At 70.6% G+C, this 23,121-nt stretch carries 23 protein-coding genes and 1 rRNA gene; 16 read left to right on the top strand and 8 right to left on the bottom strand.

Going from position 1 to position 23,121, the window contains the following annotated elements; genetic code table 11:
• Positions 1–405 precede the first annotated feature (405 nt).
• From pstS to pstB, 4 genes are all read left to right on the top strand, one after another.
• Positions 406–1,548 carry a phosphate ABC transporter substrate-binding protein PstS gene (pstS, locus tag ABZ318_RS30760; protein ID WP_356905724.1) on the top strand — a complete coding sequence of 381 codons (1,143 nt, stop codon included), beginning with the start codon at positions 406–408 and terminating at the stop codon, positions 1,546–1,548.
• Between the two features lie 122 nt (positions 1,549–1,670).
• Positions 1,671–2,645 carry a phosphate ABC transporter permease subunit PstC gene (gene pstC, locus ABZ318_RS30765; RefSeq protein ID WP_356905725.1) on the top strand — a complete coding sequence of 325 codons (975 nt, stop codon included), beginning with the start codon at positions 1,671–1,673 and terminating at the stop codon, positions 2,643–2,645.
• Entirely contained in the window at positions 2,642–3,715 is a 1,074-nt protein-coding gene (gene pstA / locus ABZ318_RS30770; RefSeq protein WP_356905726.1) for a phosphate ABC transporter permease PstA, read from the top strand. The genes pstC and pstA overlap by 4 nt, the downstream gene beginning before the upstream one ends.
• Positions 3,716–3,740: 25 nt before the next feature.
• Positions 3,741–4,517, top strand: a complete 777-nt coding sequence (gene pstB, locus ABZ318_RS30775) for a phosphate ABC transporter ATP-binding protein PstB (RefSeq protein WP_356905727.1) — start codon at positions 3,741–3,743, stop codon at positions 4,515–4,517.
• A gap of 193 nt (positions 4,518–4,710) precedes the next feature.
• Here pstB and ABZ318_RS30780 read toward each other — a convergent pair whose 3' ends face one another.
• Both ABZ318_RS30780 and ABZ318_RS30785 read right to left on the bottom strand, forming a co-directional pair.
• A complete protein-coding gene (locus ABZ318_RS30780) occupies positions 4,711–5,709 on the bottom strand; it encodes an inorganic phosphate transporter (protein ID WP_356905728.1) in 999 nt (332 codons plus the stop codon).
• 5 nt (positions 5,710–5,714) lie between these two features.
• Positions 5,715–6,335 carry a DUF47 family protein gene (locus tag ABZ318_RS30785; RefSeq protein WP_356905729.1) on the bottom strand — a complete coding sequence of 207 codons (621 nt, stop codon included), beginning with the start codon at positions 6,333–6,335 and terminating at the stop codon, positions 5,715–5,717.
• A gap of 194 nt (positions 6,336–6,529) precedes the next feature.
• Here ABZ318_RS30785 and ABZ318_RS30790 point away from each other — a divergent pair, with 194 nt between their 5' ends.
• Positions 6,530–6,895, top strand: a complete 366-nt coding sequence (locus tag ABZ318_RS30790; protein ID WP_356905730.1) for a metal-sensitive transcriptional regulator — start codon at positions 6,530–6,532, stop codon at positions 6,893–6,895.
• Between the two features lie 25 nt (positions 6,896–6,920).
• On the opposite strand, the gene ABZ318_RS30795 is transcribed toward ABZ318_RS30790, so the two are convergent.
• The 4 genes from ABZ318_RS30795 to ABZ318_RS30810 form a co-directional block, all read right to left on the bottom strand.
• On the bottom strand, positions 6,921–7,091 hold the full coding sequence (locus tag ABZ318_RS30795; protein WP_356905731.1) for a hypothetical protein: 171 nt from the start codon (positions 7,089–7,091) through the stop codon (positions 6,921–6,923).
• A gap of 143 nt (positions 7,092–7,234) precedes the next feature.
• Complete coding sequence (locus ABZ318_RS30800) at positions 7,235–8,080, bottom strand: hypothetical protein (RefSeq protein WP_356905732.1); 846 nt, start codon at positions 8,078–8,080, stop codon at positions 7,235–7,237.
• Positions 8,081–8,387: 307 nt separating this feature from the next.
• The gene (locus tag ABZ318_RS30805) at positions 8,388–9,110 is read right to left on the bottom strand and encodes a phosphatase PAP2 family protein (RefSeq protein ID WP_356905733.1); all 723 of its coding nucleotides are present in this window, start codon (positions 9,108–9,110) and stop codon (positions 8,388–8,390) included.
• A gap of 223 nt (positions 9,111–9,333) precedes the next feature.
• Positions 9,334–10,356 (bottom strand): bifunctional lytic transglycosylase/C40 family peptidase, encoded by a 1,023-nt coding sequence (locus ABZ318_RS30810; RefSeq protein WP_356905734.1) that lies wholly within the window; start codon positions 10,354–10,356, stop codon positions 9,334–9,336.
• Positions 10,357–10,640: 284 nt separating this feature from the next.
• Between ABZ318_RS30810 and ABZ318_RS30815 the strand changes: the two genes are divergently transcribed.
• The 7 genes from ABZ318_RS30815 (at position 10,641) to ABZ318_RS30845 (ending at position 18,618) form a co-directional block, all read left to right on the top strand.
• A complete protein-coding gene (locus ABZ318_RS30815) occupies positions 10,641–11,195 on the top strand; it encodes a hypothetical protein (protein ID WP_356905735.1) in 555 nt (184 codons plus the stop codon).
• Between the two features lie 282 nt (positions 11,196–11,477).
• Positions 11,478–11,786 carry a hypothetical protein gene (locus ABZ318_RS30820; RefSeq protein ID WP_093874928.1) on the top strand — a complete coding sequence of 103 codons (309 nt, stop codon included), beginning with the start codon at positions 11,478–11,480 and terminating at the stop codon, positions 11,784–11,786.
• Positions 11,787–11,884: 98 nt separating this feature from the next.
• Entirely contained in the window at positions 11,885–12,721 is an 837-nt protein-coding gene (locus ABZ318_RS30825; protein ID WP_356905736.1) for a hypothetical protein, read from the top strand.
• A complete protein-coding gene (locus ABZ318_RS30830) occupies positions 12,711–14,039 on the top strand; it encodes a hypothetical protein (protein WP_356905737.1) in 1,329 nt (442 codons plus the stop codon). Before ABZ318_RS30825 ends, ABZ318_RS30830 begins: the two co-directional genes overlap by 11 nt.
• Entirely contained in the window at positions 14,036–15,589 is a 1,554-nt protein-coding gene (locus ABZ318_RS30835) for an SCO6880 family protein (RefSeq protein ID WP_356905738.1), read from the top strand. Before ABZ318_RS30830 ends, ABZ318_RS30835 begins: the two co-directional genes overlap by 4 nt.
• Positions 15,590–15,609: 20 nt before the next feature.
• On the top strand, positions 15,610–17,004 hold the full coding sequence (locus ABZ318_RS30840) for an ATP-binding protein (RefSeq protein WP_093874932.1): 1,395 nt from the start codon (positions 15,610–15,612) through the stop codon (positions 17,002–17,004).
• The gene (locus tag ABZ318_RS30845) at positions 17,005–18,618 is read left to right on the top strand and encodes a type VI secretion protein (protein ID WP_356905739.1); all 1,614 of its coding nucleotides are present in this window, start codon (positions 17,005–17,007) and stop codon (positions 18,616–18,618) included. It begins immediately after the preceding gene.
• A 41-nt stretch (positions 18,619–18,659) separates the two neighbouring features.
• On the opposite strand, the gene ABZ318_RS30850 is transcribed toward ABZ318_RS30845, so the two are convergent.
• A complete protein-coding gene (locus ABZ318_RS30850; protein WP_356905740.1) occupies positions 18,660–19,226 on the bottom strand; it encodes a GNAT family N-acetyltransferase in 567 nt (188 codons plus the stop codon).
• 133 nt (positions 19,227–19,359) lie between these two features.
• Here ABZ318_RS30850 and ABZ318_RS30855 point away from each other — a divergent pair, with 133 nt between their 5' ends.
• The 4 genes from ABZ318_RS30855 to ABZ318_RS30870 are packed head-to-tail and all read left to right on the top strand — an operon-like array spanning position 19,360 to position 22,958.
• Positions 19,360–20,262, top strand: coding sequence for an ATP-binding cassette domain-containing protein (locus ABZ318_RS30855; protein WP_356905741.1), 903 nt, complete (start codon positions 19,360–19,362; stop codon positions 20,260–20,262).
• The gene (locus ABZ318_RS30860) at positions 20,259–21,029 is read left to right on the top strand and encodes an ABC transporter permease (RefSeq protein ID WP_356905742.1); all 771 of its coding nucleotides are present in this window, start codon (positions 20,259–20,261) and stop codon (positions 21,027–21,029) included. Before ABZ318_RS30855 ends, ABZ318_RS30860 begins: the two co-directional genes overlap by 4 nt.
• 25 nt (positions 21,030–21,054) lie before the next feature.
• A complete protein-coding gene (locus ABZ318_RS30865; RefSeq protein WP_356905744.1) occupies positions 21,055–22,293 on the top strand; it encodes a sensor histidine kinase in 1,239 nt (412 codons plus the stop codon).
• A complete protein-coding gene (locus ABZ318_RS30870; protein ID WP_356905743.1) occupies positions 22,290–22,958 on the top strand; it encodes a response regulator transcription factor in 669 nt (222 codons plus the stop codon). The genes ABZ318_RS30865 and ABZ318_RS30870 overlap by 4 nt, the downstream gene beginning before the upstream one ends.
• Positions 22,959–23,029: 71 nt before the next feature.
• Here ABZ318_RS30870 and rrf read toward each other — a convergent pair.
• Positions 23,030–23,121 (bottom strand): 5S ribosomal RNA (gene rrf / locus ABZ318_RS30875); the annotation flags it as partial.

A 23,121-nucleotide genomic window follows, 5' to 3' on the forward strand; every position in this document is an offset into this window, starting at 1 on the left:
GGCGCGGGAGCCTCTGGCGCCGGCAGGGGCGCCGTCCGTTGTGCCCACCCGTTCCGCCCCAGCGGAACGATTGCCCACAACGGGGGGGCACCGCCCCAACGGAACGACCGCCCACAACGGGGCGCGAGGCGCGGCCCACCCCGCAGCCCCGCACTCACAACCAGGCCCGCCCAAGACACGCCCGCCCAGGACCGCCGCCCGCCCAAGGGCCCCGCACCCGGGCTTCCGGCACGGTTCACTTCCCGTTCACCCTCCCCCGCCGACCGCTTCACCTGTTCTGCCTAATTTCGGCCTTACACGGTGCTCGGAGCACGACGATGCACCCAAACCCGACACACGCCGCCACGGAACGTCACAGGACACCCGGTCCACGGCAACGGCGGCTTCTGGAAGGAACACCCGAAAGTGAAGCTTTCGCGCAACAACGGGCTTCGCGCCTCCGCGATCGGTGCCCTCGTCGTCTCCGGTGCGCTCGTCCTCTCGGCGTGTGGCTCGGACAACAACGCGGACGTCCCGACCAAGGACGGCAGCGGCAAGACCTCCGCCGCCGCGTCGAACATCGCGTGTGACGGTGCCAAGGGCCAGCTCCTCGCCGCCGGCTCCAGCGCGCAGAAGAACGCGATGGACCTGTGGGTCAAGAACTTCCAGGCCGCGTGCTCCGGCGTCGAGGTCAACTACCAGGCCATCGGCTCCGGCGGCGGCATCACCAAGTTCAACCAGGGCCAGGTCGCCTTCGCCGGCTCCGACTCCGCCCTCAAGGACGAAGAGGTCGCCGAGTCGCAGAAGATCTGCAAGGGCGGCAAGGGCGTGAACCTGCCGATGGTCGGCGGCCCGATCGCCATCGGCTACAAGCTGGACGGCGTGGACAACCTGGTCCTGGACGCCCCCACCCTGGCCAAGATCTTCGACACGAAGATCACCAAGTGGAACGACCCGGCGATCGCCAAGCTGAACCCGGGCGCGAAGCTCCCCGACACCACCATCCAGGCCTTCCACCGCTCGGACGAGTCGGGCACCACCCAGAACCTGGGCAAGTACCTCTCGGCCACCGCGAAGGCCGACTGGAAGTACGACCCGAAGACGAAGTCGTGGCCCGCCCCGGGCGGCCAGGCCGCCAACGGCTCCTCCGGTGTCGCCACCGCGGTCAAGGACGCCGAGGGCTCCATCGGCTACTTCGAGCTCTCCTACGCCACGGCCAACAAGATCTCCACGGTCAGCATCAACACCGGTGCCGCCGCCCCGGTCGCCGCCTCCACGGAGAACGCCTCGAAGGCCATCGCCGCCGCCAAGGTCAAGGGCACGGGCAGCGACCTGGCCCTCTCCCTCGACTACACGACCAAGGCCGAGGGCGCCTACCCGCTGACCCTCGTCACGTACGAGATCGCCTGCGACAAGGGCAACAAGGCGGAGACCCTGCCGACCCTGAAGGCGTTCCTCACCTACACCGCCAGCGAGGAGGGCCAGAAGGTCCTCTCCGACGCCGGCTACGCCCCGCTCCCGGCCGAGATCGCGGCCAAGGTCCGCGCGATCGTCCCGACCCTGTCCTGACCCCAGGCCGGGCCCGGCCCCTCGCCTCCCATGGAGGGGCCGCCCCGGCATCCGGTGCACCGCCGCCAGGGCCCCCGTACCCCCGCAAGGAACGTACGGGGCCCGCAGACCGGAGAAAACCGATGGCTACCACCACGCCCGACATACGCAGGAGCCGGCGCGCCAAGAGCGCGACCCGCCCCGGGGACCGCATCTTCAGCGGCCTGTCCCGAGGCTCCGGCATCACCCTCCTCGTGATCATGGCCGCGATCGCGGTCTTCCTCACCTACCGCGCCGTCCTCGCCGTCTCGGACGACAGCACCAACTTCTTCACCACCTTCGAGTGGAACCCGGCGGGCAGCCCGCCGGTCTTCGGCATCGCCGTCCTCGCCTTCGGCACGGTCGTCTCCTCGGTCATCGCGATGCTCGTCGCCGTGCCCGTCGCGATCGGGATCGCCCTCTTCATCTCGCACTACGCGCCGCGCAAGCTGGCCAAGCCGCTCGCGTACGTCGTCGACCTGCTCGCCGCCGTGCCCAGCATCATCTACGGCCTCTGGGGCGCGATCTTCCTCGTCCCGTACCTGGACGGCCTCAACAAGTGGCTCGACCAGTACCTGGGCTGGACGTACGTCTTCGACAAGTCCAGCGACGGCGTCGCCCGCAACCTCTTCACCGTGGGCATCCTGCTGGCGATCATGATCCTGCCGATCATCACCAACGTGACCCGCGAGGTCTTCCTCCAGGTCCCGAAGATGCACGAGGAAGCCGCCCTCGCCCTCGGCGCCACGCGCTGGGAGGTCATCCGCATGTCGGTGCTGCCCTTCGGCCGCTCCGGCATCATCTCCGCCTCCATGCTGGGCCTCGGCCGCGCACTCGGCGAGACCATGGCCGTCGCCGTGGTCCTCTCCCCCAGCTTCGTCCTCTCGGGCCACCTGCTCGACCCGGGCGGCGGCACCTTCGCGCAGAACATCGCCGCGAAGTTCAACGAGGCCAACGAGTACGGCCGGGACGCCCTGATCGCCTCCGGTCTCGTCCTCTTCGTCATCACCCTGCTGGTCAACGGCGCCGCCCGCTGGATCATCGGCCGGCGCAAGGAGTACTCGGGGGCCGCGGCATGAGCCACGCCATTCAGGAACGTCCGGTCTCGCTGGCCCCGCGCCGCGGGTCCCTCTCCCACGCCCGGCTCCCCCGCTGGACCCCGGCCGCCGTCGCCGTCGGCTCGATCGCCGGAGGCATCGGCATCGGCCTCGCCGCCGGCTGGCACAGCAAGGTCCAGTGGGGCCTGATCGCCGCGCTGCTCTTCGTCCTCGTCACCTTCGCCGTGACCACCAAGGTCGAGGGCAGCCGCCAGGCCAAGGACCGCGTCGCCACCAGCCTCGTCTGGGTCTGCTTCGTCCTCGCCGTCGTCCCGCTGCTCTCCCTCGCCTGGGTCACGGTCAGCAAGGGCCTCGACGTCCTCGACGGCTACTTCCTGACCCACTCGATGAACGGCGTCCTCGACGCCGAGGCCGGCGGCGGCGTCTACCACGCGCTGCTCGGCACCATCGAGCAGGTCGGCATCGCGACCCTGATCGCCGCGCCGATCGGCCTCCTCACCGCCGTCTACCTCGTCGAGTACGGCGGCGGAAAGCTGGCCCAGGCCGTCACCTTCTTCGTCGACGTCATGACGGGCATCCCGTCGATCGTCGCCGGCCTCTTCGTCCTCGCCACCTGGAACCTGATCCTGGGCTTCGGCCCCTCCGGTTTCGCCGGCGCGATGGCCCTCGCCATCCTGATGATGCCGGTCGTGGTCCGCTCCACCGAGGAGATGCTCAAGCTCGTCCCGAACGAGCTCCGCGAGGCCTCCCTCGCCCTCGGCATCCCCAAGTGGCGCACCATCCTGAAGGTGGTCCTCCCCACCGCGATCGGCGGCATCACCACGGGCGTCATGCTCGCGGTCGCCCGCATCACCGGTGAGACGGCCCCGGTCCTGCTCCTCGTGTTCGGTACGAAGCTCATCAACCCGAACCCCTTCGAAGGCGCCCAGTCCTCCCTGCCGCTCTACGTGTACGAGCAGTACGCGGTCGGCACCGACGCCGCCGTGGCCCGCGCCTGGGCCGCCGCGCTCGTCCTGATCGCCTTCGTCATGATCCTCAACCTGGTGGCCCGCGGCATCGCCCGCTGGAAGGCCCCGAAGACCGCCCGCTGACCAGCGGCAATTGGAAGTGATTCACATGGCCAAGCGCATCGACGTCAGCGGCCTCTCCGCCTACTACGGCGCCCACAAGGCGATCGACGACATCTCGATGACCGTCGAGCCCCGCTCCGTGACGGCCTTCATCGGCCCGTCCGGCTGCGGCAAGTCCACCTTCCTGCGCACCCTGAACCGCATGCACGAGGTCACCCCCGGTGGTCGCGTCGAGGGCAAGGTGATGCTGGACGACGAGAACCTGTACGGGACGAACGTCGACCCCGTCGCCGTGCGCCGCACGGTCGGCATGGTCTTCCAGCGCCCGAACCCCTTCCCCACCATGTCGATCTTCGACAACGTGGCGGCGGGCCTGCGCCTCAACGGCAACTACAAGAAGTCGCAGCTCAGCGACATCGTCGAGCGGTCCCTCAAGGGCGCCAACCTCTGGAACGAGGTCAAGGACCGCCTCAACAAGCCGGGCTCCGGCCTCTCCGGCGGCCAGCAGCAGCGTCTGTGCATCGCCCGCGCGATCGCGGTCGAGCCGGACGTCCTGCTGATGGACGAGCCCTGCTCGGCCCTCGACCCGATCTCCACCCTCGCCATCGAGGACCTGATCGGCGAGCTGAAGGAGCGCTTCACGATCGTCATCGTGACGCACAACATGCAGCAGGCCGCCCGCGTCTCGGACCGTACGGCCTTCTTCAACCTGGCGGCCGTCGGCCAGCCCGGCAAGCTGATCGAGCTGGACGACACCGAGCGCATCTTCTCCAACCCGAGCGTCCAGGCGACGGAGGACTACATCTCCGGCCGCTTCGGCTAGACCGCTCTCCCCAAGACCGTCTTACGGTGCTGCATGGCGGTGCCACCGTAACGACGAAGGGCCCGGCTCCCCCCACGAGGGGAGCCGGGCCCAACCACGTCCGGAAGGCGCTACCCGAAGATCAGCTGCACCACGCTGCAATCCCCCGGGTGGCGACCCCCGGACCCCCAGCAGAACCGGATGGCACCGCTCATCACCCGAAGATCAGCTGCACCACGTAATAGCTCGCGGCAGCGACCAGCGCCGCCGCCGGCATCGTGATGAACCAGCCCATGACGATGTTCTTGGCGACGCCCCAGCGGACCGCGTTGACCCGCTTGGTGGCGCCCACGCCCATGATCGCCGAGGTGATGACGTGGGTCGTGGAGATCGGCGCCTTGAAGAGGAAGGCGGTGACGAACATGATCGACGCGCCCGTCGTCTCCGCGGCGAACCCCTGCGGCGGGTCCAGCTCGATGATCTTGCGGCCGAGGGTCCGCATGATCCGCCAACCGCCCGCGTACGTACCGAGCGAGAGCATCACCGCGCAGGCGAACTTCACCCACACCGGGATCGGCGCGTCCGCGCTCTGCACGTCGCCGATGACCAGGGCCATCACCACGATGCCCATCGTCTTCTGCGCGTCCTGGAGACCGTGGCCCAGCGCCATGCCGGCCGCCGAGACGGTCTGCGCGATGCGGAATCCGCGCTTGGCCTTGTGCGGATTGGCCTTGCGGAACATCCACAGGATCGCCGTCATCACCAGGTAACCGGCGATCAGACCGACGACCGGCGAGAGGAACATCGGAATGACGACCTTCTCGAGGACGCCCGACCAGATGACCTCCGTGCCACCCGCGAGCGCCGCGCCCACCATGCCGCCGAACAGCGCGTGCGAGGAGGACGAGGGAAGACCGAAGTACCAGGTGACCAGGTTCCAGACGATCGCGCCGAGCAGCGCGGCGAAGAGGATGCCCATCCCCGAGTTGCCCGTCGGCGTCTCGATCAGACCCTTGCTGACGGTGTGCGCGACACCACTGCCGAGGAAGGCACCGGCGAGGTTCATGACCGCCGCCATCGCCAGCGCCGCCCGGGGGGTCAGCGCCCGGGTCGACACCGAGGTGGCGATGGCGTTGGCGGAATCGTGGAAGCCGTTCGTATAGGTGAAGCCGAGCGCGACACCGATGGTCACGATCAGAGCGAAGGTGTCCACGAAGCTCAGGACTCCTTGACCGCGATGGTCTCCACCGTGTTGGCCACGTGCTCGAAGGCGTCGGCCGCCTCCTCCAGCACATCCACGATCTGCTTGAGCTTCAGCACCTCGATGGCGTCGTACTTGCCGTTGAAGAGGTGGGCGAGCAGCTTGCGGTGGATCTGGTCCGCCTGGTTCTCGAGGCGGTTGACCTCGATCCAGTACTCGGTGAGGTTGGACATCGTCCGCAGGTTCGGCATGGCCTCGGCCGTCAGCTCCGCCGCCCGGGCCAGGACCTCGATCTGCTGCTCGACGCCCTTGGGGAGCTCTTCGACGTTGTAGAGGACGACCAGGTCGACGGCCTCTTCCATGAAGTCCATGATGTCGTCGAGGGACGACGCGAGGGAGTAGATGTCCTCGCGGTCGAACGGTGTGATGAAGGAGGAGTTCAGCTGGTGGAAGATCGCGTGGGTGGCGTCGTCACCGGCGTGCTCCGCTGCCCGCATCCGCTCCGCGATCTCGGCCCGGGCGGAAGGCTCCGCTCCGAGCAGTTCCATCAGGAGCTTGGAGCCCGTGACGATGTTGTCCGCGGACGCGGCGAACATGTCGTAGAAGCTCGTCTCCCTGGGGGTCAGACGAAATCGCACGTGAGGTCCTCGGGTGTGCTGGGTTTCGGTCAGGCTGATGCTAGGCGCATCATCCGGCCACGGCTAACCGGCGTCTCTCAGTGTCGCCCATCAGGCACAGTGAACTGCACGGGCCCCCGCCCGGATCGGCGGGGATCGGTACCATATACCCACGAGGGGTATACACCCCCTTTTCTGGACAACGGGAGGACGCGATGACGACCACCGAGACGGACCAGGTCACCCCCGAGGCCATCGGGGCCGTCGAGCCGGCCGACCCCACGCACGGGCACGACCACGGCGTGCACGGCTACCACAAGCAGAAGGACGAGCACCTCAAGCGGCTGCGCCGGATCGAGGGCCAGATCCGCGGTCTCCAGCGGATGGTCGACGAGGACGTCTACTGCATCGACATACTCACGCAGGTCTCGGCCTCGACGAAGGCCCTCCAGTCCTTCGCCCTCCAGCTCCTGGAGGAGCACCTGCGGCACTGCGTCGCGGACGCGGCGGCCACCGGCACGGGCATCGACGAGAAGGTCGAGGAGGCCACGAAGGCCATCGCCCGCATGATGCGCACCTGAGAAGGGGGTGGACCGGACCTCGCTCTCAGAGGTCCGCCGCCACCCGCAGCACCTCGTCGATCCGGTCGGCGCTGAGCCGCTCCCCGTCCGCGGCCGACGCCGCGATGATCAGCTCGCCGCAGAGCTCGATCTCCGCGAGGGCGACGCAGTCCGGGTCTGCGGGCACGGTTGCTGTACCGGGCGGGGCCACGCGCATCCACCTCTTCCTGCCGGCGTCGGTCTCCCAGCGGTCTCCCAGCGTAGGTACGGCGCCACGTACGGCGCATGACACGTCTGGACCATTTGCCGATGGTCCGTGCCGCCGGCCCGTGCCGACACCGGGCCGGGTCGGGCGCCGGGTCAGGCCTCGATCTTCCCGGCGTAGATGTCCCGGCGGTCCGGCAGCGTCACCTCGACGGGAACCCCGAAGCCGTACAGCAGGGTCGTCGAGGCGACCGCGACCGTCCGGCCCTGGTTGCTGAAGCTGAACTGGTGGCGCACCTTGCGCAGCCGCCCCTCCCCGTCGAGGTACGCGTCGAAGGGCACCGTGTCCTTGGCGAACCCTTTCGCCGCCGCGGCGAGCGGCCCGCGCAGCTGCGGCGAGGCGGCCCGGGCGGCGTGCGCGATGTCGGCGACGCCCCGGTAGTGGCCGACCTTCACCCCCGCCAGATCGACCTCGCCGAGGTACGTGACCTCACGGGCGCCCCGCAGCAGCTCCGCCGCGGCGGCCGGGTCGGTGGCGCCGTTGGTGACGAGGTTCCCGTCGTCGAGGGTGGTGGTGTCGACGCGGACCCACTTGTCGGCGGGCACTCCGGCGCCCCGGTTCTTCATGTAGAGCGCGCCGGGGGTGAGGAGCTCGGTGATCGGCCGGTGTTCGCTCGCCCCCGCCGGGTCCTTCGGCAGCAGGACCTGGAGCCGCCCGGTGCGGCGCCGGAAGTCGTAGCCGCCCTCGCCCCGGATGGTGACCCGGGTGCCGCCGGCGGCCATCTCCATGGAGGTGCTCGCCTTGGAGGTGCCGGCCCTCGCCAGGGCGTCGGCGGCGTTCCGTACGGCGAGTGCGGGGTCGGCGGCCGCCGCCGCCTTCGGGTCCTGGGGGGCGGCGCAGCCCGTGACCGCCGCGGTCCCGACGAGGGAGCCGACCAGGACGGCGGCGGCGAACGCCCCGCTCCCGAAGCCCTGCGGACGCCCGTACCGCTGCACCACCATCGCCGCCAACCCCCAACGCCTCACCGCTGTTCGCCCGGCACCGCCCTTCCCCGGGGCCCGCGGGCCCCGGGGACACCCGATCCGGATAACGACGGTCGGGGCGTGCCGTCACGCGCAGTACGGTGGTGGGGTGCACGCGCAGGCTTCCTCCCACACGACCACGACGACGGAGCGCGGATCGTTCGCGCTGGCACGGTGCAGTTGCGGCTGGACGGGCCCGGCCCGCAGATCCCGCGACAAGGCCCGTACGGACGCCGCGGAACACCTGCGTACGAGCAACCCCTAGGGCCTGTCCCCCGGATCCGCCCTACGCGGCGAGGTCGTTCTGGCCGGTGCCGGTGGCGGGGCCGCCGAGCCGGGGCTCGGGGATGCCGACGGTCTCGGGGCGGCGCGCCGCGTCGCCCCGGCGGGAGCGGACGAGCCGGGCGCCGCGGCCGGAGCGGGCGACGGCGGAGACGACGGGCGTCAGCAGGGCGAGCGCGACCGGGGCGAGGAGCAGCGCCACGGCCGTGCCGAGGGCGAAGCCGCCGATGACGTCGGTCGGGTAGTGGACGCCCATGTAGACCCGGACGAAGCCCTCGGCGAGGGCGAGGGCGAGGGCGGCGAGGCCGAACCGGCGGTGGGCGACGAAGAGGCCGACGCCGAGCGCCATCGTCAGCGTGGCGTGGTCGCTGACGAAGGAGAAGTCGGTCTTCCCGTCGACGAGGACTTCGAGCCCCTGGTGGTCCCTGAACGGTCTGGGGCGCTCGACGAAGCCGCGGATGGGAATGTTGACGAGAAGGGCGATGCCTGCCGCCAGCGGAGCCCACACGAGCCCGGCGACGGCCGAGACGGAGTCGGCGAGGGTGCCGCGCCTGCGGACGCTCCACCAGCACCAGAGCACGACGAGGACCATCGCGAGCACGATCCCGTACTCGCCGACGAACTCCATGACGCGGTCGAACCACGGCGGAGCGGCCTTGGCCAGTCCGTTGATGTCGTAGAGCAAGGTGACATCGGGGTTCGAGCCGTCCGATGCGAGTCCAGCCATCTGCTGCGGCCCCTTGCTCTCGTGTCTGGTTTCCAACCCCCGTGGTCAGAGCGGTCGGATCAGGGAACGAACCGCCTGAGGCGTACGTTCCGCTCTCTCCGGTGGATCATGCCGACGTTATCGAAGAGTGACGGCCCGCCGCAGCCCAGGGCCTGCGCATGACGGAGAGTTCCAGCCATGCCCGATACGCCCCGAAGGCCGCCCGACGGCCCGTCTGCTCCCCTCAGGCCTGCGGGAGATGGGTGGGCAGCGCCGACGCGCCCTCCTGGGTGACCCGGGTGGCACCGAAGTAGTCCGGGGTGTCGATCCGGTCGAAGCGGATCACGGCCCCGGTGCGCGGGGCGTCGATCATGTAGCCGCCGCCGACGTAGATGCCGACGTGCCGGATGGCCCGGGAATTGGTCAGGTCGTCCGAGAAGAACACGAGGTCGCCCGGGAGCAGCTCGTCCCGGCTCGGGTGCGGCCCGGCGTTGTACTGGTCGTTGGCGACGCGCGGCAGCTGCACGCCGACGCTGCCGTACGCGGCCTGGGTGAGCCCGGAGCAGTCGAAGCGCCCGTTCTCCGCGGCCGTGCCCGTACCGCCCCAGAGGTAGGGCGTGCCCAGCTTCTCCTGCGCGTACGTGATGGCGGCCGCGGCCTGCTGCGAGGGCGCGACGCGGCCCACCGGCCGGGCGAAGCTCTTCTCCAGGGACCGGATGATGCGGACGTAGTTCTGCGTCTCGCTGATGGGCGGCACCCCGCCGTGCCGGATGACCCGGTACGCGCCCGCGTTGTACGCGGCCAGCATGTTGTTCGCCCGATCCCCGGGGACGTCCTTCACATAGCCGGCGAGTTCGCAGTCGTACGAGGCGGCGGACGGAATCGCGTCCTGCGGGTCCCAGATGTCCCGGTCCCCGTCCCCGTCCCCGTCGATGCCGTGCCCGGCCCAGGTGCCGGGGATGAACTGGGCGATGCCCCGGGCGTCGGCCGGGGAGACGGCCCGCGGGTTCCAGCCGCTCTCCTGGTAGAGCTGGGCGGCGAGCAGCGCCGGGTTGATGGCGGGGCACAGGTTGCCCCACCGCTGCACGAGCCCCTGGTAGAGGGCGGGAACGGACCCCTTGGCGAGAGCGACGGCCCCGCCCTTGACGCCGGCGATGCCGGCCGCCGCGGAGTACGTGCCGACGACGAGCAGGGCGACGAGACCGAGACAGGCCCCCAGCCCCCCGCCGACCCACCACCAGGCCTTGCCAGCCCTACGCACCGTCAACCACCCCTCGGCTCATGGCAGTACGCCCGGAAGCCAGTCTAGGCGGCAGGCCCCCGCCTCAGGGGGTGGACGAACCGGACGACACGGGAGCGTCCAGGGACCAGAAAGCCGGAACGGACGGACGAGCCGGGCGAACGCGTCCGGCCGGCCCCGTCACGACCACCGAGCGGACGTGGCCCGCGTTCGTGCGCGGCGTGCGGGACAAGGAGCTCGACCACTTCACGCAGGCGGATTGAGTACCCGCACTCAGGCGGGCCGCGCCACCTCCTTCGTACGGTCGTGGCGTGAAAAGGACAACCGCCTTCCTCCTGGCCGCCCTGTCCGCCTCCCTGACGACAACGGGCTGCTCCGTACTGGAGCACCGCTACCCGTCCGGGGACCCGACGGTCCTCTCTCAGCGCCTCAAGGCGCGGGCGCAGTGGGCGTACGAGGCGATGGCGCTGCCCCGCCACGAGCCGGTGGAGCCCGTACGGGTCAACACCGGCTACAGCTGCCACACCGGCATCGACAGGGTCGCCGAGGACGTACGGACCTACGAGCTCCGCTGGTCGGTTCCGGACATCCCGATCGGCACCGCCCGCCCCACCGAACAGCGGCTGCGTAACGCCTACGTCGCGGCCGGCTGGAAGATCACCCACGACCGCGACCGCCGGCACTCGGACTGGGTCGAACTCGGCTTCCGCGCGGAGGACCCGGCGACGGGCGACAAGTTCGACCTCGCGTGGAACACCTCCACGACGTCCCTGTTCCTGGACGGGTACACCCCCTGCGCCAAGGTCCCGCACTCCCTCGCCGAGGAGTCCTCGATCGGCGAGGACTGGGCTCCGCACCGCCCCTGACGCCACCCCGGACAAAGACGTCGACACCACCCCAAGAGTGCAACAACGACAATCATTGCCCGGAGTCACTCTCCGTGATACACAGAGTGACCATACGCTTCTTCGCATGGAAATCGGCCACACCACCGCAGGTCAAGACGGTCAGACCGGTCAAGTGTGCGGGGATCGGGTAAAGAGAGCCGCCAAGCCGTCACACGTGGGCGGTTTCATCAGCGAAGATAGGGCGATGACCCATGCCGTTCGGCAGGGGCGCACAAGTACCCAACAGGGGCGGTGAGTTATATGTACCTGGCGGCCGAAAAGGGCGACATCAACACCATCATCGGTGGAATCGCCCCCAACTGGGGACCTTTCGGGAGCCTGGGCGCCGAAGCCAAGGTGATGATCGAGGTCGTGATGGCCGTGGCCATCCTGCTCTGCCTCGGCATCGCCATCTGGGGAGCGGCCAAGCAGCGCATCGGCGCGACCGCCCTCCGGGACACGTTCAGCGCGGAACAGGGCAAGGGCCTGATCGTCGCCGGTCTGACCGGCGTCTTCATCATCGGATCGCTGGGCACGCTGTTCACCATCGTGTACGGGATGGCCGTCTGATCTCCCGTCGGACCGACCTTCCTGAGAATGCGTTCCCTGATGCCCAGTCATGTTGAAGCACGGCCGTACCCGCGAACGAGTGAGGGGGCGTACCCGGCATGAGTCCCGGCGACGAGCACGACAGCTTCGGCGGCGTGGGCGGCTCGGGCCAGACCCGGACCCGCCTGCCCGAGGGCAACAGCGGCGACGTCTACGGCGGCGCCCGCCGCCCCGTCCGCAGCTCCCGATCCCTCATCACGGTCGTGGGCGTGGTGGTCCTCCTCCTCGCCGCCATCGCCTTCGCCAACCGCGGCGGCGGCGAACCGGCGGACGCGGCCGGCACCCGCTCCGACACCCCGGGCAAGACCGCCCCCACCGCCGCGACGGGCGTCCGCCCGGTCACCGGCAAGAACGGCGCGATCCCCACGGGCTACAGCCACGACGACCAGGGCGCCCAGAGCGCGGCGACGAACTACGCGGTGGCGCTGGGGTCGGCGGAGATGTTCAACGCTGCCCGACGCCGGGAGATCGTCGACGCCGTGACGGACGTCAGCACCCTGGACGAGCTCCAGGCCGGCTTCGACAAGGACTACTCACAGGACTTTCTGAAGCAGATCGGTCTCAACGACGACGGTAGCGCACCCAGTGGAGCGACATTCGTCAGTCGGACGATTCCGATCGGCGCGAAGGTCAAGAGCTACTCCGACGAAACGGCCGAAGTCGATGTCTGGGCCGTCGGCATGTTCGGCCTCACGGGCGCTTCGTCGACCAAGCCGGTCACCCACGGATGGTTCACCGTCAGTTTCAAGCTCAAGTGGAGCGGAACCGACTGGAAGATCCTGTCGACCGCACAGCGTACGGGGCCCACCCCCGTCAACGGAGACACCCCTGTCTCCGGTTCCGAGGAGATCGCGGACGCGGTCAAGGAATTCGGGGGGTTCACTTATGCACGCTAGAGCACGTACCCACGGTCGTACCGTCCTGTCCACGCTGGTGGCAGCACAGGTCGCAGCGGTCTCTCTGGCATCCCGCGCGACAGCAGCCCCGACACCCCCCGCCACGCCGTCGCCCAACCCGAGCGACGATCGTTGTGCGCTGATCTCCGGCCCCTCACGGAAGTACTGCGTGGACGGGTCCGAAGGTGCCAGCGGAGGCGACAAGGACCCTCTTACCGATCCCAGCACCGCCGTGGATCCCCTGAAGTCCCTCTCCCACGGCTTCGCCGACGCCGCCGTCAAGGTCATCGACGAGCTCTCCAAGGCCGTCAAGACGACCGCCGACGTCGACTTCACCAACATGCAGTTCCTCGGCCGCTACGCGATCGTCTTCGCCGCCGCCACCTTCCTCACCCTCCTCATCTGGCTCCTCGCCGTCGCCAAGCGGGCCATCCGAGGCGTCCCCCTCACCACGGCCCTCTCCGAGGCCATCGGCTTCCTCTGGCTGACGGTCCTCGCCTCCGCGTTCACGCCCCTGATCCTCTACACCGTCGTCAACGCCACCGACGCCATCACCGAGGTCATCGCCTCCGGCACCGGCCAGCAGACCGACATCTTCTTCGGCAGCTTCAAGGAGGCCCTCCAGAAGGGCGACAGCATCGGTGGCGGCCCCATCATGCTGATCATCGTGTCCCTGGTGACCGTCCTCGCCGCCGGCGTGCTCTACCTGGAGCTGTTCCTCCGCGCCGTCCTGCTGTACGTCGGCGCGCTCCTCGGCGTCGTCGTCTACTCCGGCCTCGTCGACAAGAACATGTGGGGCCACGTCCGCCGCTGGGCCGGCATCATGATCGCGATCATCCTGGTCAAGCCGGTCATCGTGATCGTCCTCGGCCTCGCCGGCGCACTCTCCTCCGGCACCGGCCCCGACTCGTTCTCCGCCGTCGTCTCCGGCCTCTCGATCATCCTGCTGGCCATCTTCGCCTCCGCGATGATCTACCGCTTCGTCCCCGGCTTCGGCGACGAGATCGCCGCCTCCCGCGACAACCGCCTCCACCGCGCCGGCGAGAACGCGGCCGCGGCCGTCATCTCCTCCCCCGCGTCCCTCGTCTCCCAGGGCATCAAGACCCACAGCACCCGCGACAGCGGCGGCGGCCAGTCCCAGGGCTCCGCCCCCCGCCCCGCCAACCCCGTCTCCGGCGGCATGGCCGCGCACAGCAGCCGCGGCGCAGGCGGAGCGGGCGGCGGCACCGGCGGCGCGACGCCCCCGCCCCGTAGCAGCAGTCCCACCGCGGGTACCCCGCACAGCAACCGCAAGAACTCTGGAGGTGCAGGGCGTTGACGACCCAGTCCCAGCCGGTCGCGCCCCGCCGCACGTATCTCATCGGCCGTGCCCGGCCGAACGCGATCGTCGGCAAGAACCGCGAGACCGGCGAGATCGCCCTGATCATCGTCGGCGCCTTCCTCGGCATGATGAGCGGACTCCTCGTCCCCGCCCTCCCCCTGCGGATCGCGCTCCTCGCGGGCCTGCCCATGCTCGCGATCGCCGCCGTGTACCTCCCGTACAAGCACCGCACGTTCTACAAGTGGTTCGAGATCAACCGCAGCTACAAGCGGATGCTCAAGCGCGGCACGACCTACCGTTCCGTCGCCCACGAGGCCGGCACCCGCCTCGACGGCCGCGAGGTCGAGGTCGGCCCGCCCCCCGGCATCGGCAACGTCGGCTGGCTCGCCGCCCCCTTCGGCCCGGACGAGATCGCCGTCCTCCTGCACGCCGACCGCCGCACCGTCACCGCCGCCATCGAGATCGAGGGCCCCGGCGTCGGCCTGCGCGACAGCGAGGACCAGGAGGCCCTGGTCGACCGCTTCGGCACCCTCCTCAAGCACGTGGCCAACGGCGACGGCTTCGTGACCCGCCTCCAGATGCTGGCCCGCACCCTCCCCGCCGACCCCGACGCGCACGCCAAGGACGTCGGCCAGCGCGGCGACCCGCACGCGCCCGCGTGGCTCCAGGAGTCGTACGACCAGCTCCAGTCGATGGTCTCCACCTCCAGCGAGCAGCACCGCGCCTACCTCGTCGCCTGCATGCACTACACCCGCGAGCTCGCCGCCGAGGCCAACGCGATGGCCCGCGCCGCCCGCCACGCCTCCGGCGCCCGCAAGCTCGACCGCGACGCCGGCCTCGCCGTCGTCATGGCCCGCGAGCTCACCGACATCTGCGCCCGCCTCGCCGAGGCCGACATCCGCGTCCGCCAGCCCCTCGGCCAGTCCCGGCTCGCGTCCCTCGTGCACTCCATGTACGACCCGGACCACCCCATCGACCACATCCAGGCCATGACGAAGCGAAACGCCTGGCCCGCCGAACTGGACGCGATGGAACCGACGTACCTCCAGGCCAAGACCCGCGAGTCCTCCACCCGCGCCCCCTGGTGCCACGCCACGGCCTGGGTGAAGGAGTGGCCGATGACCCCGGTCGGCGTCAACTTCCTCGCCCCGCTCCTCGTCCACACCCCGGACGTCATCCGCACGGTCGCCGTGACCATGGACCTGGAGCCCACCGAGGTCGCCATCGAGCGCATGCTCACCGAGAAGACCAACGACGAGGCCGACGCCAGCCGCGCCGCCAAGATGAACCGCACGGTCGACCCGCGCGACATCGCCGCCCACGGCCGGCTCGACCAGCGGGGTGAAGATCTCGCCAGCGGCGCGGCAGGAGTGAACCTCGTCGGGTACATCACGGTGTCGTCGCGTTCGCCCGAGGCTCTCGCCCGGGACAAGCGCACGATCAGGGCCTCCGCCGGCAAGTCGTATCTGAAGCTGGAGTGGTGCGACCGCGAGCACCACCGGGCCTTTGTGAACACCTTGCCGTTCGCGACCGGCATCCGCCGCTAGGGCCGAAGGGGCACAGACCCATGCGAGATCCGCTGTCCGTCCTCACCGAAGCCTTCACCTCCTTCCTCTTCGGGAAGGTGGAGACGACCCGCCTGCCCGTCCGCACCTCCACCGGACAGGCCCAGGCCGTCTACCTGCCGACCGCCGCGCCGGGCCTCGGCGACTCCGGCGTCATCATCGGCCGCGAGGTCTACAGCGGCAAGGGCTACATCTACGACCCCTTCCAGCTGTACGGGCAGCAGCTCCCCGCCCCGCACTGGCTGGTCCTGGGTGAATCCGGAAACGGAAAATCCGCCCTCGAGAAGACGTACGTGCTCCGCCAGCTCCGCTTCCGCGACCGGCAGGTCGTCGTCCTCGACGCCCAGGGCGAGGACGGCGTCGGCGAATGGAACCTCATCGCCCAGGAGCTGGGGATAACCCCCATCCGCCTGGACCCGATGGTCGCCAACGACTCCGGGATCCGCCTCAACCCCCTCGACCCCTCGATCACCACCACGGGCCAGCTCGCGCTCCTCCGCACCATCATCGAGGTGGCGATGGGCCACGGCCTCGACGAGCGCTCCGGCTTCGCGCTCAAGGTCGCCCACGCGTACGTCACCGAGCACACCACCGACCGCCAGCCGATCCTCACCGACATCGTCGAGCGCCTGCGCCACCCGGAGGCCGAATCGGCCGAGGCGATGAACGTCGACATAGACGACGTACGGGCCTGGGGCCTGGACGTCGCCCTCGTCCTGGACCGCCTCGTCGACGGCGACCTGCGCGGCATGTTCGACGGCCCGACCACGGTCGGCATCGACCTGGACGCCCCGCTCATCGTCTTCGACCTCTCCCACATCGACCGCAACTCCATCGCCATGCCGATCCTCATGGCGATCGTCGGCGTCTGGCTGGAGCACACCTGGATCCGCCCCGACCGGAAGAAGCGCATCTTCCTGGTCGAGGAGGCCTGGCACATCATCAACAGCCCCTTCGTGGCCCAGCTGTTCCAGCGCCTGCTGAAGTTCGGCCGCCGCCTGGGCCTGTCCTTCGTCGCGGTGGTCCATCACCTCTCGGACGTCGTGGACGGAGCGGCGGCCAAGGAAGCGGCGGCGATCCTCAAGATGGCCTCCACCCGGACCATCTACGCCCAGAAGGCCGACGAGGCACGCAACACGGGCCGCGTCCTGGGCCTGCCACGCTGGGCGGTCGAGATCATCCCGACCCTGACCCCCGGCATCGCGGTCTGGGACGTCAACGGCAACGTACAGGTGGTCAAACACCTCATCACCGAGAAGGAACGCCCGCTCGTCTACACCGACCGCGCCATGACCGAGTCCTCCGTCACGGACCCGGAGCTGGAATGGGAGACGGAGCAGCGGGCGATCCTCATCGAGCAGCAGATGAACGGCACTTCGCAGTCGACGGTGGCGTAGATGGAACAGGCACGGAAAGGAGGCGGAGGGATCTCCGACGGGCTGCTCCTCAGCCTGATCGCCCTCCTCCTCGGCCTCACGGTCCTGGTGTGGACGGCCACCGGCCTCGCCGGCCTCTTCACCCACGGCGCCTGGCCGCGGGGGGTCGCCTTCACGGGCACCCCGTCGGCCCTGCGCGCCCTGGCGACGGCCCCCACGGACCTCCCGGCGGCCTGGCCGGCGACCCCGCCGGAGCAGCTGTCGGGGTACGGCCTCTTCTGGGGCCTGGTGATCGGCGAGGCGATGATCCTGATGGTCCTCGCCGTCTTCGTCCTCGGCACCCTGGCCCGCTGGCGCGCGGTCCGCGCGAACCGAAAGGCGGGAGCGTACGAGACAACTCCCGTACGGACGGAGCCGGAGGTACGCAGGGAACCCACCGCTCCCCCGGCCCCGCGCCACCCGACGGAAGAACACCCACCGGAGCGAGCCCCGACACCGGCACCGGCACCGGCCTCGACCGTCACCCCGACACCGGCCCCGACGGCGACCGCCACCCCGACATCGGTACCGTCCCCGACACCGGCCCCGGCAATCCCACCGCCGACCCCGACCCCGGCCCCGGCAACCACCCCCGCCCCCATAGCCACCCCCCGCACCGTCTACGGCCCCCCGGAGACCCGCCGCCCGGCCGCCGTACAGGCGATCCTGGACGCCGAGGGCCCGGTCCTGGCCGTCACCTCCGACCCCGCCGTCTGGTCCTCCACCAAGGACGCCCGCGGCAAACTCGGCCCGGTCCTGGTGCACGACCCCGGCCACCTCTGCGACACCCCCGCCCGGCTCCACTGGTCACCGTCCGAGCACTGCGAGGACCCGGCGGTGGCGCAGGAACGGGCGATCGCCCTGCTCGCCCCCGTACGCCCGCACTCCCGCCTCGACGCGGCCACCGCCGACACCGCGGAGACGCTCCTGCGCTGCTGGCTGCACGCCGCCGCCGTCGACGGCCGCCCCTTCCGACAGGTCCACCGCTGGGCGCAGGGCGCGGGCGCCCACGAACCCGTACGCATCCTCCGCAGCCACCCGAAGGCCGCCTCGGGCCTGGCGGGCCTCCTGGAGTCGGCACTCACCGCGCACCCCGAAAGCCGCAGGCTGGCACAGGAACTGACGGCACGTGCGCTCGCGGCCCTCTCCTCGATCCACATCAGGGAGGCATGCGTACCGAATCGAACTGATTCGCTGGCCCTCGCATCTTTCCTCGCCGAAGGGGGCACGCTCTACGTGGTGGGCGAGGCGATCGAGGATCCCCGCACCCACCCCGGCGCGATGCCGCTCCTCACGGCCCTCGCCGCAAGCGTGGTCGAGCACGGCCGCCGCATGGCCGCACGGTCATCCGACGGTCGGCTCGACCCACCACTGACCCTCGTCCTCGAAGACGTGGCCGCGGTGGCCCCCCTCCCCCAACTCCCGGACCTCCTGGCAACGGGCCACGCCCAGGGCCTCCCGACCCTGGCCCTGATGCGCTCCGAGGAACAGGCCAAGAGCCGTTGGCCCAGCGCCGTGTGGGCAGGCGTCCCGCAGGGCGGGACGGGTGGGCACACGGGACGGCGCCCGATGCCGGGCCTAGGCTCCCGCGCCTGAACGGCACCCTGCCGATACGGCGCCGACAGCCCGACCACCCCCTAGCGGGAGCGCGGCCGCACCAACTCGTACTCCAACTCCCGCGCCACGTCATCCCCCGGCACCGCCACCGCGTCCCCGGTGGCAACGAACCCGAACCGCCGATAAAACGCGGCGGCCCGCCCGTTCTCCTCGTGCACATACAGCCGAACCCGCTCGATCACCGGCTCCGGCAGCGCCCAGGACCACTCCACCCCCGCCTGGAACAGCGCGTCGATCACACCGGTCCCACGCGCCTCGGGCCGCACGTACACCCCGACGATGTGCGTCTGGTCGACCTTCGCCGCCTCACCGAACCGCACCTCGTCCGACGGCCGCTCCACGAGCAGCGAGATCGTGCCCGCCCAGCTGCCGTCCGGGGCCTCGGCCACGAACTGCCGCACCTTCCCGTCACCGCTCTCGGACGCGCCCTCCGCCCGCTCCTTCCAGAAGTCGTCGGACCGCTCGACGGCCGCCTCGTACGTGTCGAGGAACGCCAGGTGGGCGATCGGGTCCTGAAGGGCCGCCAGCCGGATCTCGCGGGTCTTCTCCCACTCGTCGGCGCGGATGGTGCGTATCGAAAGGTCCATGCCGCCGATCTTGTCGAGGCCCGCACCCCCTGACAAGGCCATTTCCCCCGTAGTACCCGGGTACTACGCCCTCCCCGGCACACCCGCCCCGGGTCCGACGTCCCGCCGCCGCCCGCTCCCTAACGTCGAAGGCATGATCCGAGCAGAGAACCTCACCAAGCGGTACGGGGACACCACCGTCGTCCAGGACCTCAGTTTCACCGTCCACCCCGGCTCCGTCACCGGCTTCCTCGGCCCCAACGGCGCCGGCAAGTCCACCACCCTCCGCATGATCCTCGGCCTCGACGCCCCCACCCGCGGCCGCGCCACCGTCGACGGCCGCCCCTACGCCGCCCACAGCGCCCCGCTCACCCACGTCGGCGCCCTCCTGGAAGCCCGCTCCGTGCACCCCGGCCGCTCCGCCCACCACCACCTCATGGCGCTCGCCCACACGCACGGCATCCCACGCGCCCGCGTGGAGCGGGTCCTCGCCCTCGCCGGCCTCACCCACGTCGCCCACAAGCGCGTCAAGGGCTTCTCGCTCGGCATGGGCCAGCGCCTCGGGATCGCCGCCGCGCTCCTCGGCGACCCGGCCACCGTCGTCCTCGACGAACCGGTCAACGGCCTCGACCCGGAGGGCGTCCTCTGGATCCGCACGCTCCTGAAGAACCTGGCGGCCGAAGGCCGTACCGTCCTCGTCTCCTCCCACCTCATGAGCGAGATGGCGCTCACCGCCGACCACCTGATCGTCATCGGCAAGGGCCGCCTCCTCGCCGACACCACCGTCGACGAGCTCGTCCGCGCCTCGGGCGGCACGAGCGTCAGGGTCGTCACCCCGGAGGCGGACCGCCTGCGCACGCTCCTCCCCGGCGCCCGGATCACCACGGAGGGATCGGACACCCTTCTCGTCACCGGCCTGGAGGCGCCGGAGATCGGCCGCGCGGCCGCCGCCCACGCCGTCCCCCTCCATGAACTCACCCCGCAGGCCCCCTCGCTGGAGCAGGCGTTCATGGACCTCACCCGCGATTCCGTCGAGTACCAGGGAGCCTCCGCATGACCACCCCCGCGATCACCCCGTCCCGAGTCCTCCGCTCCGAGTGGCACAAGCTCCGGACCGTCCGCTCCACCTGGATCACCGTCCTCACCTCCGTCGCGCTCCTCCTCGGCGTCGGCATCCTCATGGGCACCACCTACACCTCCGGCGGCGGCGACTCCGACGTCGACACCGTCGTCCTCACCCTGTACGGCTCCCAGCTCGGCGGCATCGCCCTCGCCGTCCTCGGCATCCTCGTCACCGCCGGCGAGTACGCGACGGGCATGATCCGCGCGACCCTCACCGCCGTCCCGAGCCGACTCCCGGTCCTGTGGGCGAAGGCGACGGTCTACACGGCCACGGTCTTCACCCTCTCCTTCCTCGCCGCCCTCCTGACCTTCCTCACCGCCCAGGTCTTCCTCTCCGACACCGACCAGGCCGCCTCCCTCACCGACGACGGCGTCCTCGCCGCCGTCGCGGGCAACGCCGCAGGCGTCACCCTCCTGGGCCTGATCGCCCTCGGCCTCGGCGCGGCCCTCCGCTCGGTGCCGGGCGCGATCGGCGCCTTCGTCGGCGGGGTCCTGATCGTCCCGGAGATCCTCGGGATGCTCCCGTACGACGTGATGGACACCGTCGTCCGGTACTTCCCCACGCAGGCGGCCGGCGTCCTCGGCTCCGCGACCCCGCTCCCGGACGCGCCCTCGCCCGGCGCGGCCTTCCTGGCCCTGCTCCTGTGGGCGGCCGCGGCACTCGCCGTCCCCGCCCTGTTGCTGGGACGCCGGGACGTATGAGGAAGATGACGGGGTGACCACGGACATGGAGGAGACACCGCAGCCGCCCGCGACCACGGGCCCGAGCAGACACGCCCAGCGTCTCCTCGCCCGAGTACGGGCCTTCGACAAGAACCGCCCCTGGGTGTGGGACGCCGCGGTGACCCTCCTGTGGACGACCGCGGCCCTCGTGGACGCGACCGGCGGCTGGCGGAACACCGCCCGCGACCCGTCCGTCCCGGCCTGGCTCGTGGTCACCCTGTCCCTGGCCCTCGCCGTACCGCTGTACTGGCGCCGGCGTCATCCCACGGCCGTCCTGGCGATGATGGCCGGCGCGGCCCTGGTCAGCGACGGCTCGGGGGCCTTCCTCCAGGCCGCGTACCTCCAGATGCTCCCGCTCTTCCACATCGCGCTCAGCCGCCCGCCCCGCGCGCTCCTGTGGTCCCTGGCCCTGATCCTGCCGCCGCTCGTGACGGGTGCGGTCCGCTATCCCCTGGAGTCCTGGGACCAGCGCGTCGTCCCCACCCTGTGGGCGTACGCGCTCGTCGCCCTCCTCGGCATCGCGGTCCGCTCCCGCAAGGACTACACCGCCGGCCTCGTCGACCGGGCCCGCCGCCTGGAGATCGAACGCGACCAGGAGGTCCGGCTCGCGGCGGCCGCCGAACGCACCCGCATCGCCCGCGAGATGCACGACATCATCGGCCACAACCTGTCCGTCATCACCGGCCTGGCGGACGGCGGCCGTTACGCGGCGGCCAGGAACCCGGAGCGCGCCGCCCAGGCCCTCGAAGCCATCGGCACGACGAGCCGCCAGGCCCTCGCCGAACTCCGCCGCCTCCTCGGCGTCCTGCGCGACGACGAGGAGGCGGCGGCCCGCGACCCCCAGCCCACCCTGGCCGACCTCGACACCCTGATCACCGGCGTACGGAAGGCAGGCCTGCCGGTACGGTTCCACACCCACGACGCACCGCCCGCCCAACCCCTCCCCCCGGGCGCCCAACTGACGGTCTACCGAGTGATCCAGGAAGCCCTGACGAACACCCTGAAGCACGCGGGCGCGGGAGCGAAGGCGCAGGTGACCCTCACGTACACACCGGACGACGTACGGGCGGACATCACGAACACCGGCGAGACGGCCCCGGCCCCCACCCCGGGTCAGGGCCAGGGACTCACCGGAATGCGCGAGCGCGCGGCCCTCTATGACGGCACACTCGAATGCGGCCCGCTGCCGACCGGCGGCTGGGCCGTCCGGCTCCGACTCCCCCGGGAGGACACCCCCTCGTGACGACCGTTCTCATCGCGGACGACCAGCCGATGCAGCGCTTCGGCTTCCGCATGCTGCTCGAGAGCCAGGACGACATGACGGTCGTCGGCGAGGCCTCGAACGGCACCGAGGCGATCCGCCTGGTCGACCGGCACCACCCCGACGTCGTCCTGATGGACATCCGGATGCCCGGCCTGGACGGCATCGAGGCCACGCGCCGCGTCATCGCCACGGGCGCCCGGTCCCGGATCCTGATCGTCACGACCTTCGACCTCGACGAGTACGCGTACGACGGCCTCCGCGCCGGCGCGAGCGGCTTCCTGGTGAAGGACGCCCAGCCGGAGGAGCTCCTCGCGGGCATCCGCGCGGTGGCCGCCGGCGACGCGGTCGTCGCCCCGAGCCTCACCCGCCGCCTCCTGGACGCCTACATCCACCACCTGCCGGCGTCCCCCACGGCGACCCCCCAGCCCGAGGACCCCCGCCTCGCCTCCCTCACCGACCGGGAACGCGAGATCCTCACGGTCATCGGAAAGGGCTGGAGCAACACGGAGATCGCGGAACGCCTCCACCTGGCCGAGTCCACGGTGAAAACCCACGTGGGCCGCATCCTCGCCAAGACCGGCGCCCGAGACCGCGTCCAGGCGGTCATCCTGGCCTACGACACCCACCTCGTCACGCCGGCCTGAACAGGTCGGAAACGGGTCCGGAACGCAGAAAAGCCCCGCACCATGAGGTGCGGGGCTTTCCCACAATGATTGTTCGGCGGTGTCCTACTCTCCCACAGGGTCCCCCCTGCAGTACCATCGGCGCTGAAAGGCTTAGCTTCCGGGTTCGGAATGTAACCGGGCG

The sequence above is a fragment of the Streptomyces sp. NPDC006197 genome, from assembly GCF_040613865.1.
GTDB lineage: Bacteria > Actinomycetota > Actinomycetes > Streptomycetales > Streptomycetaceae > Streptomyces.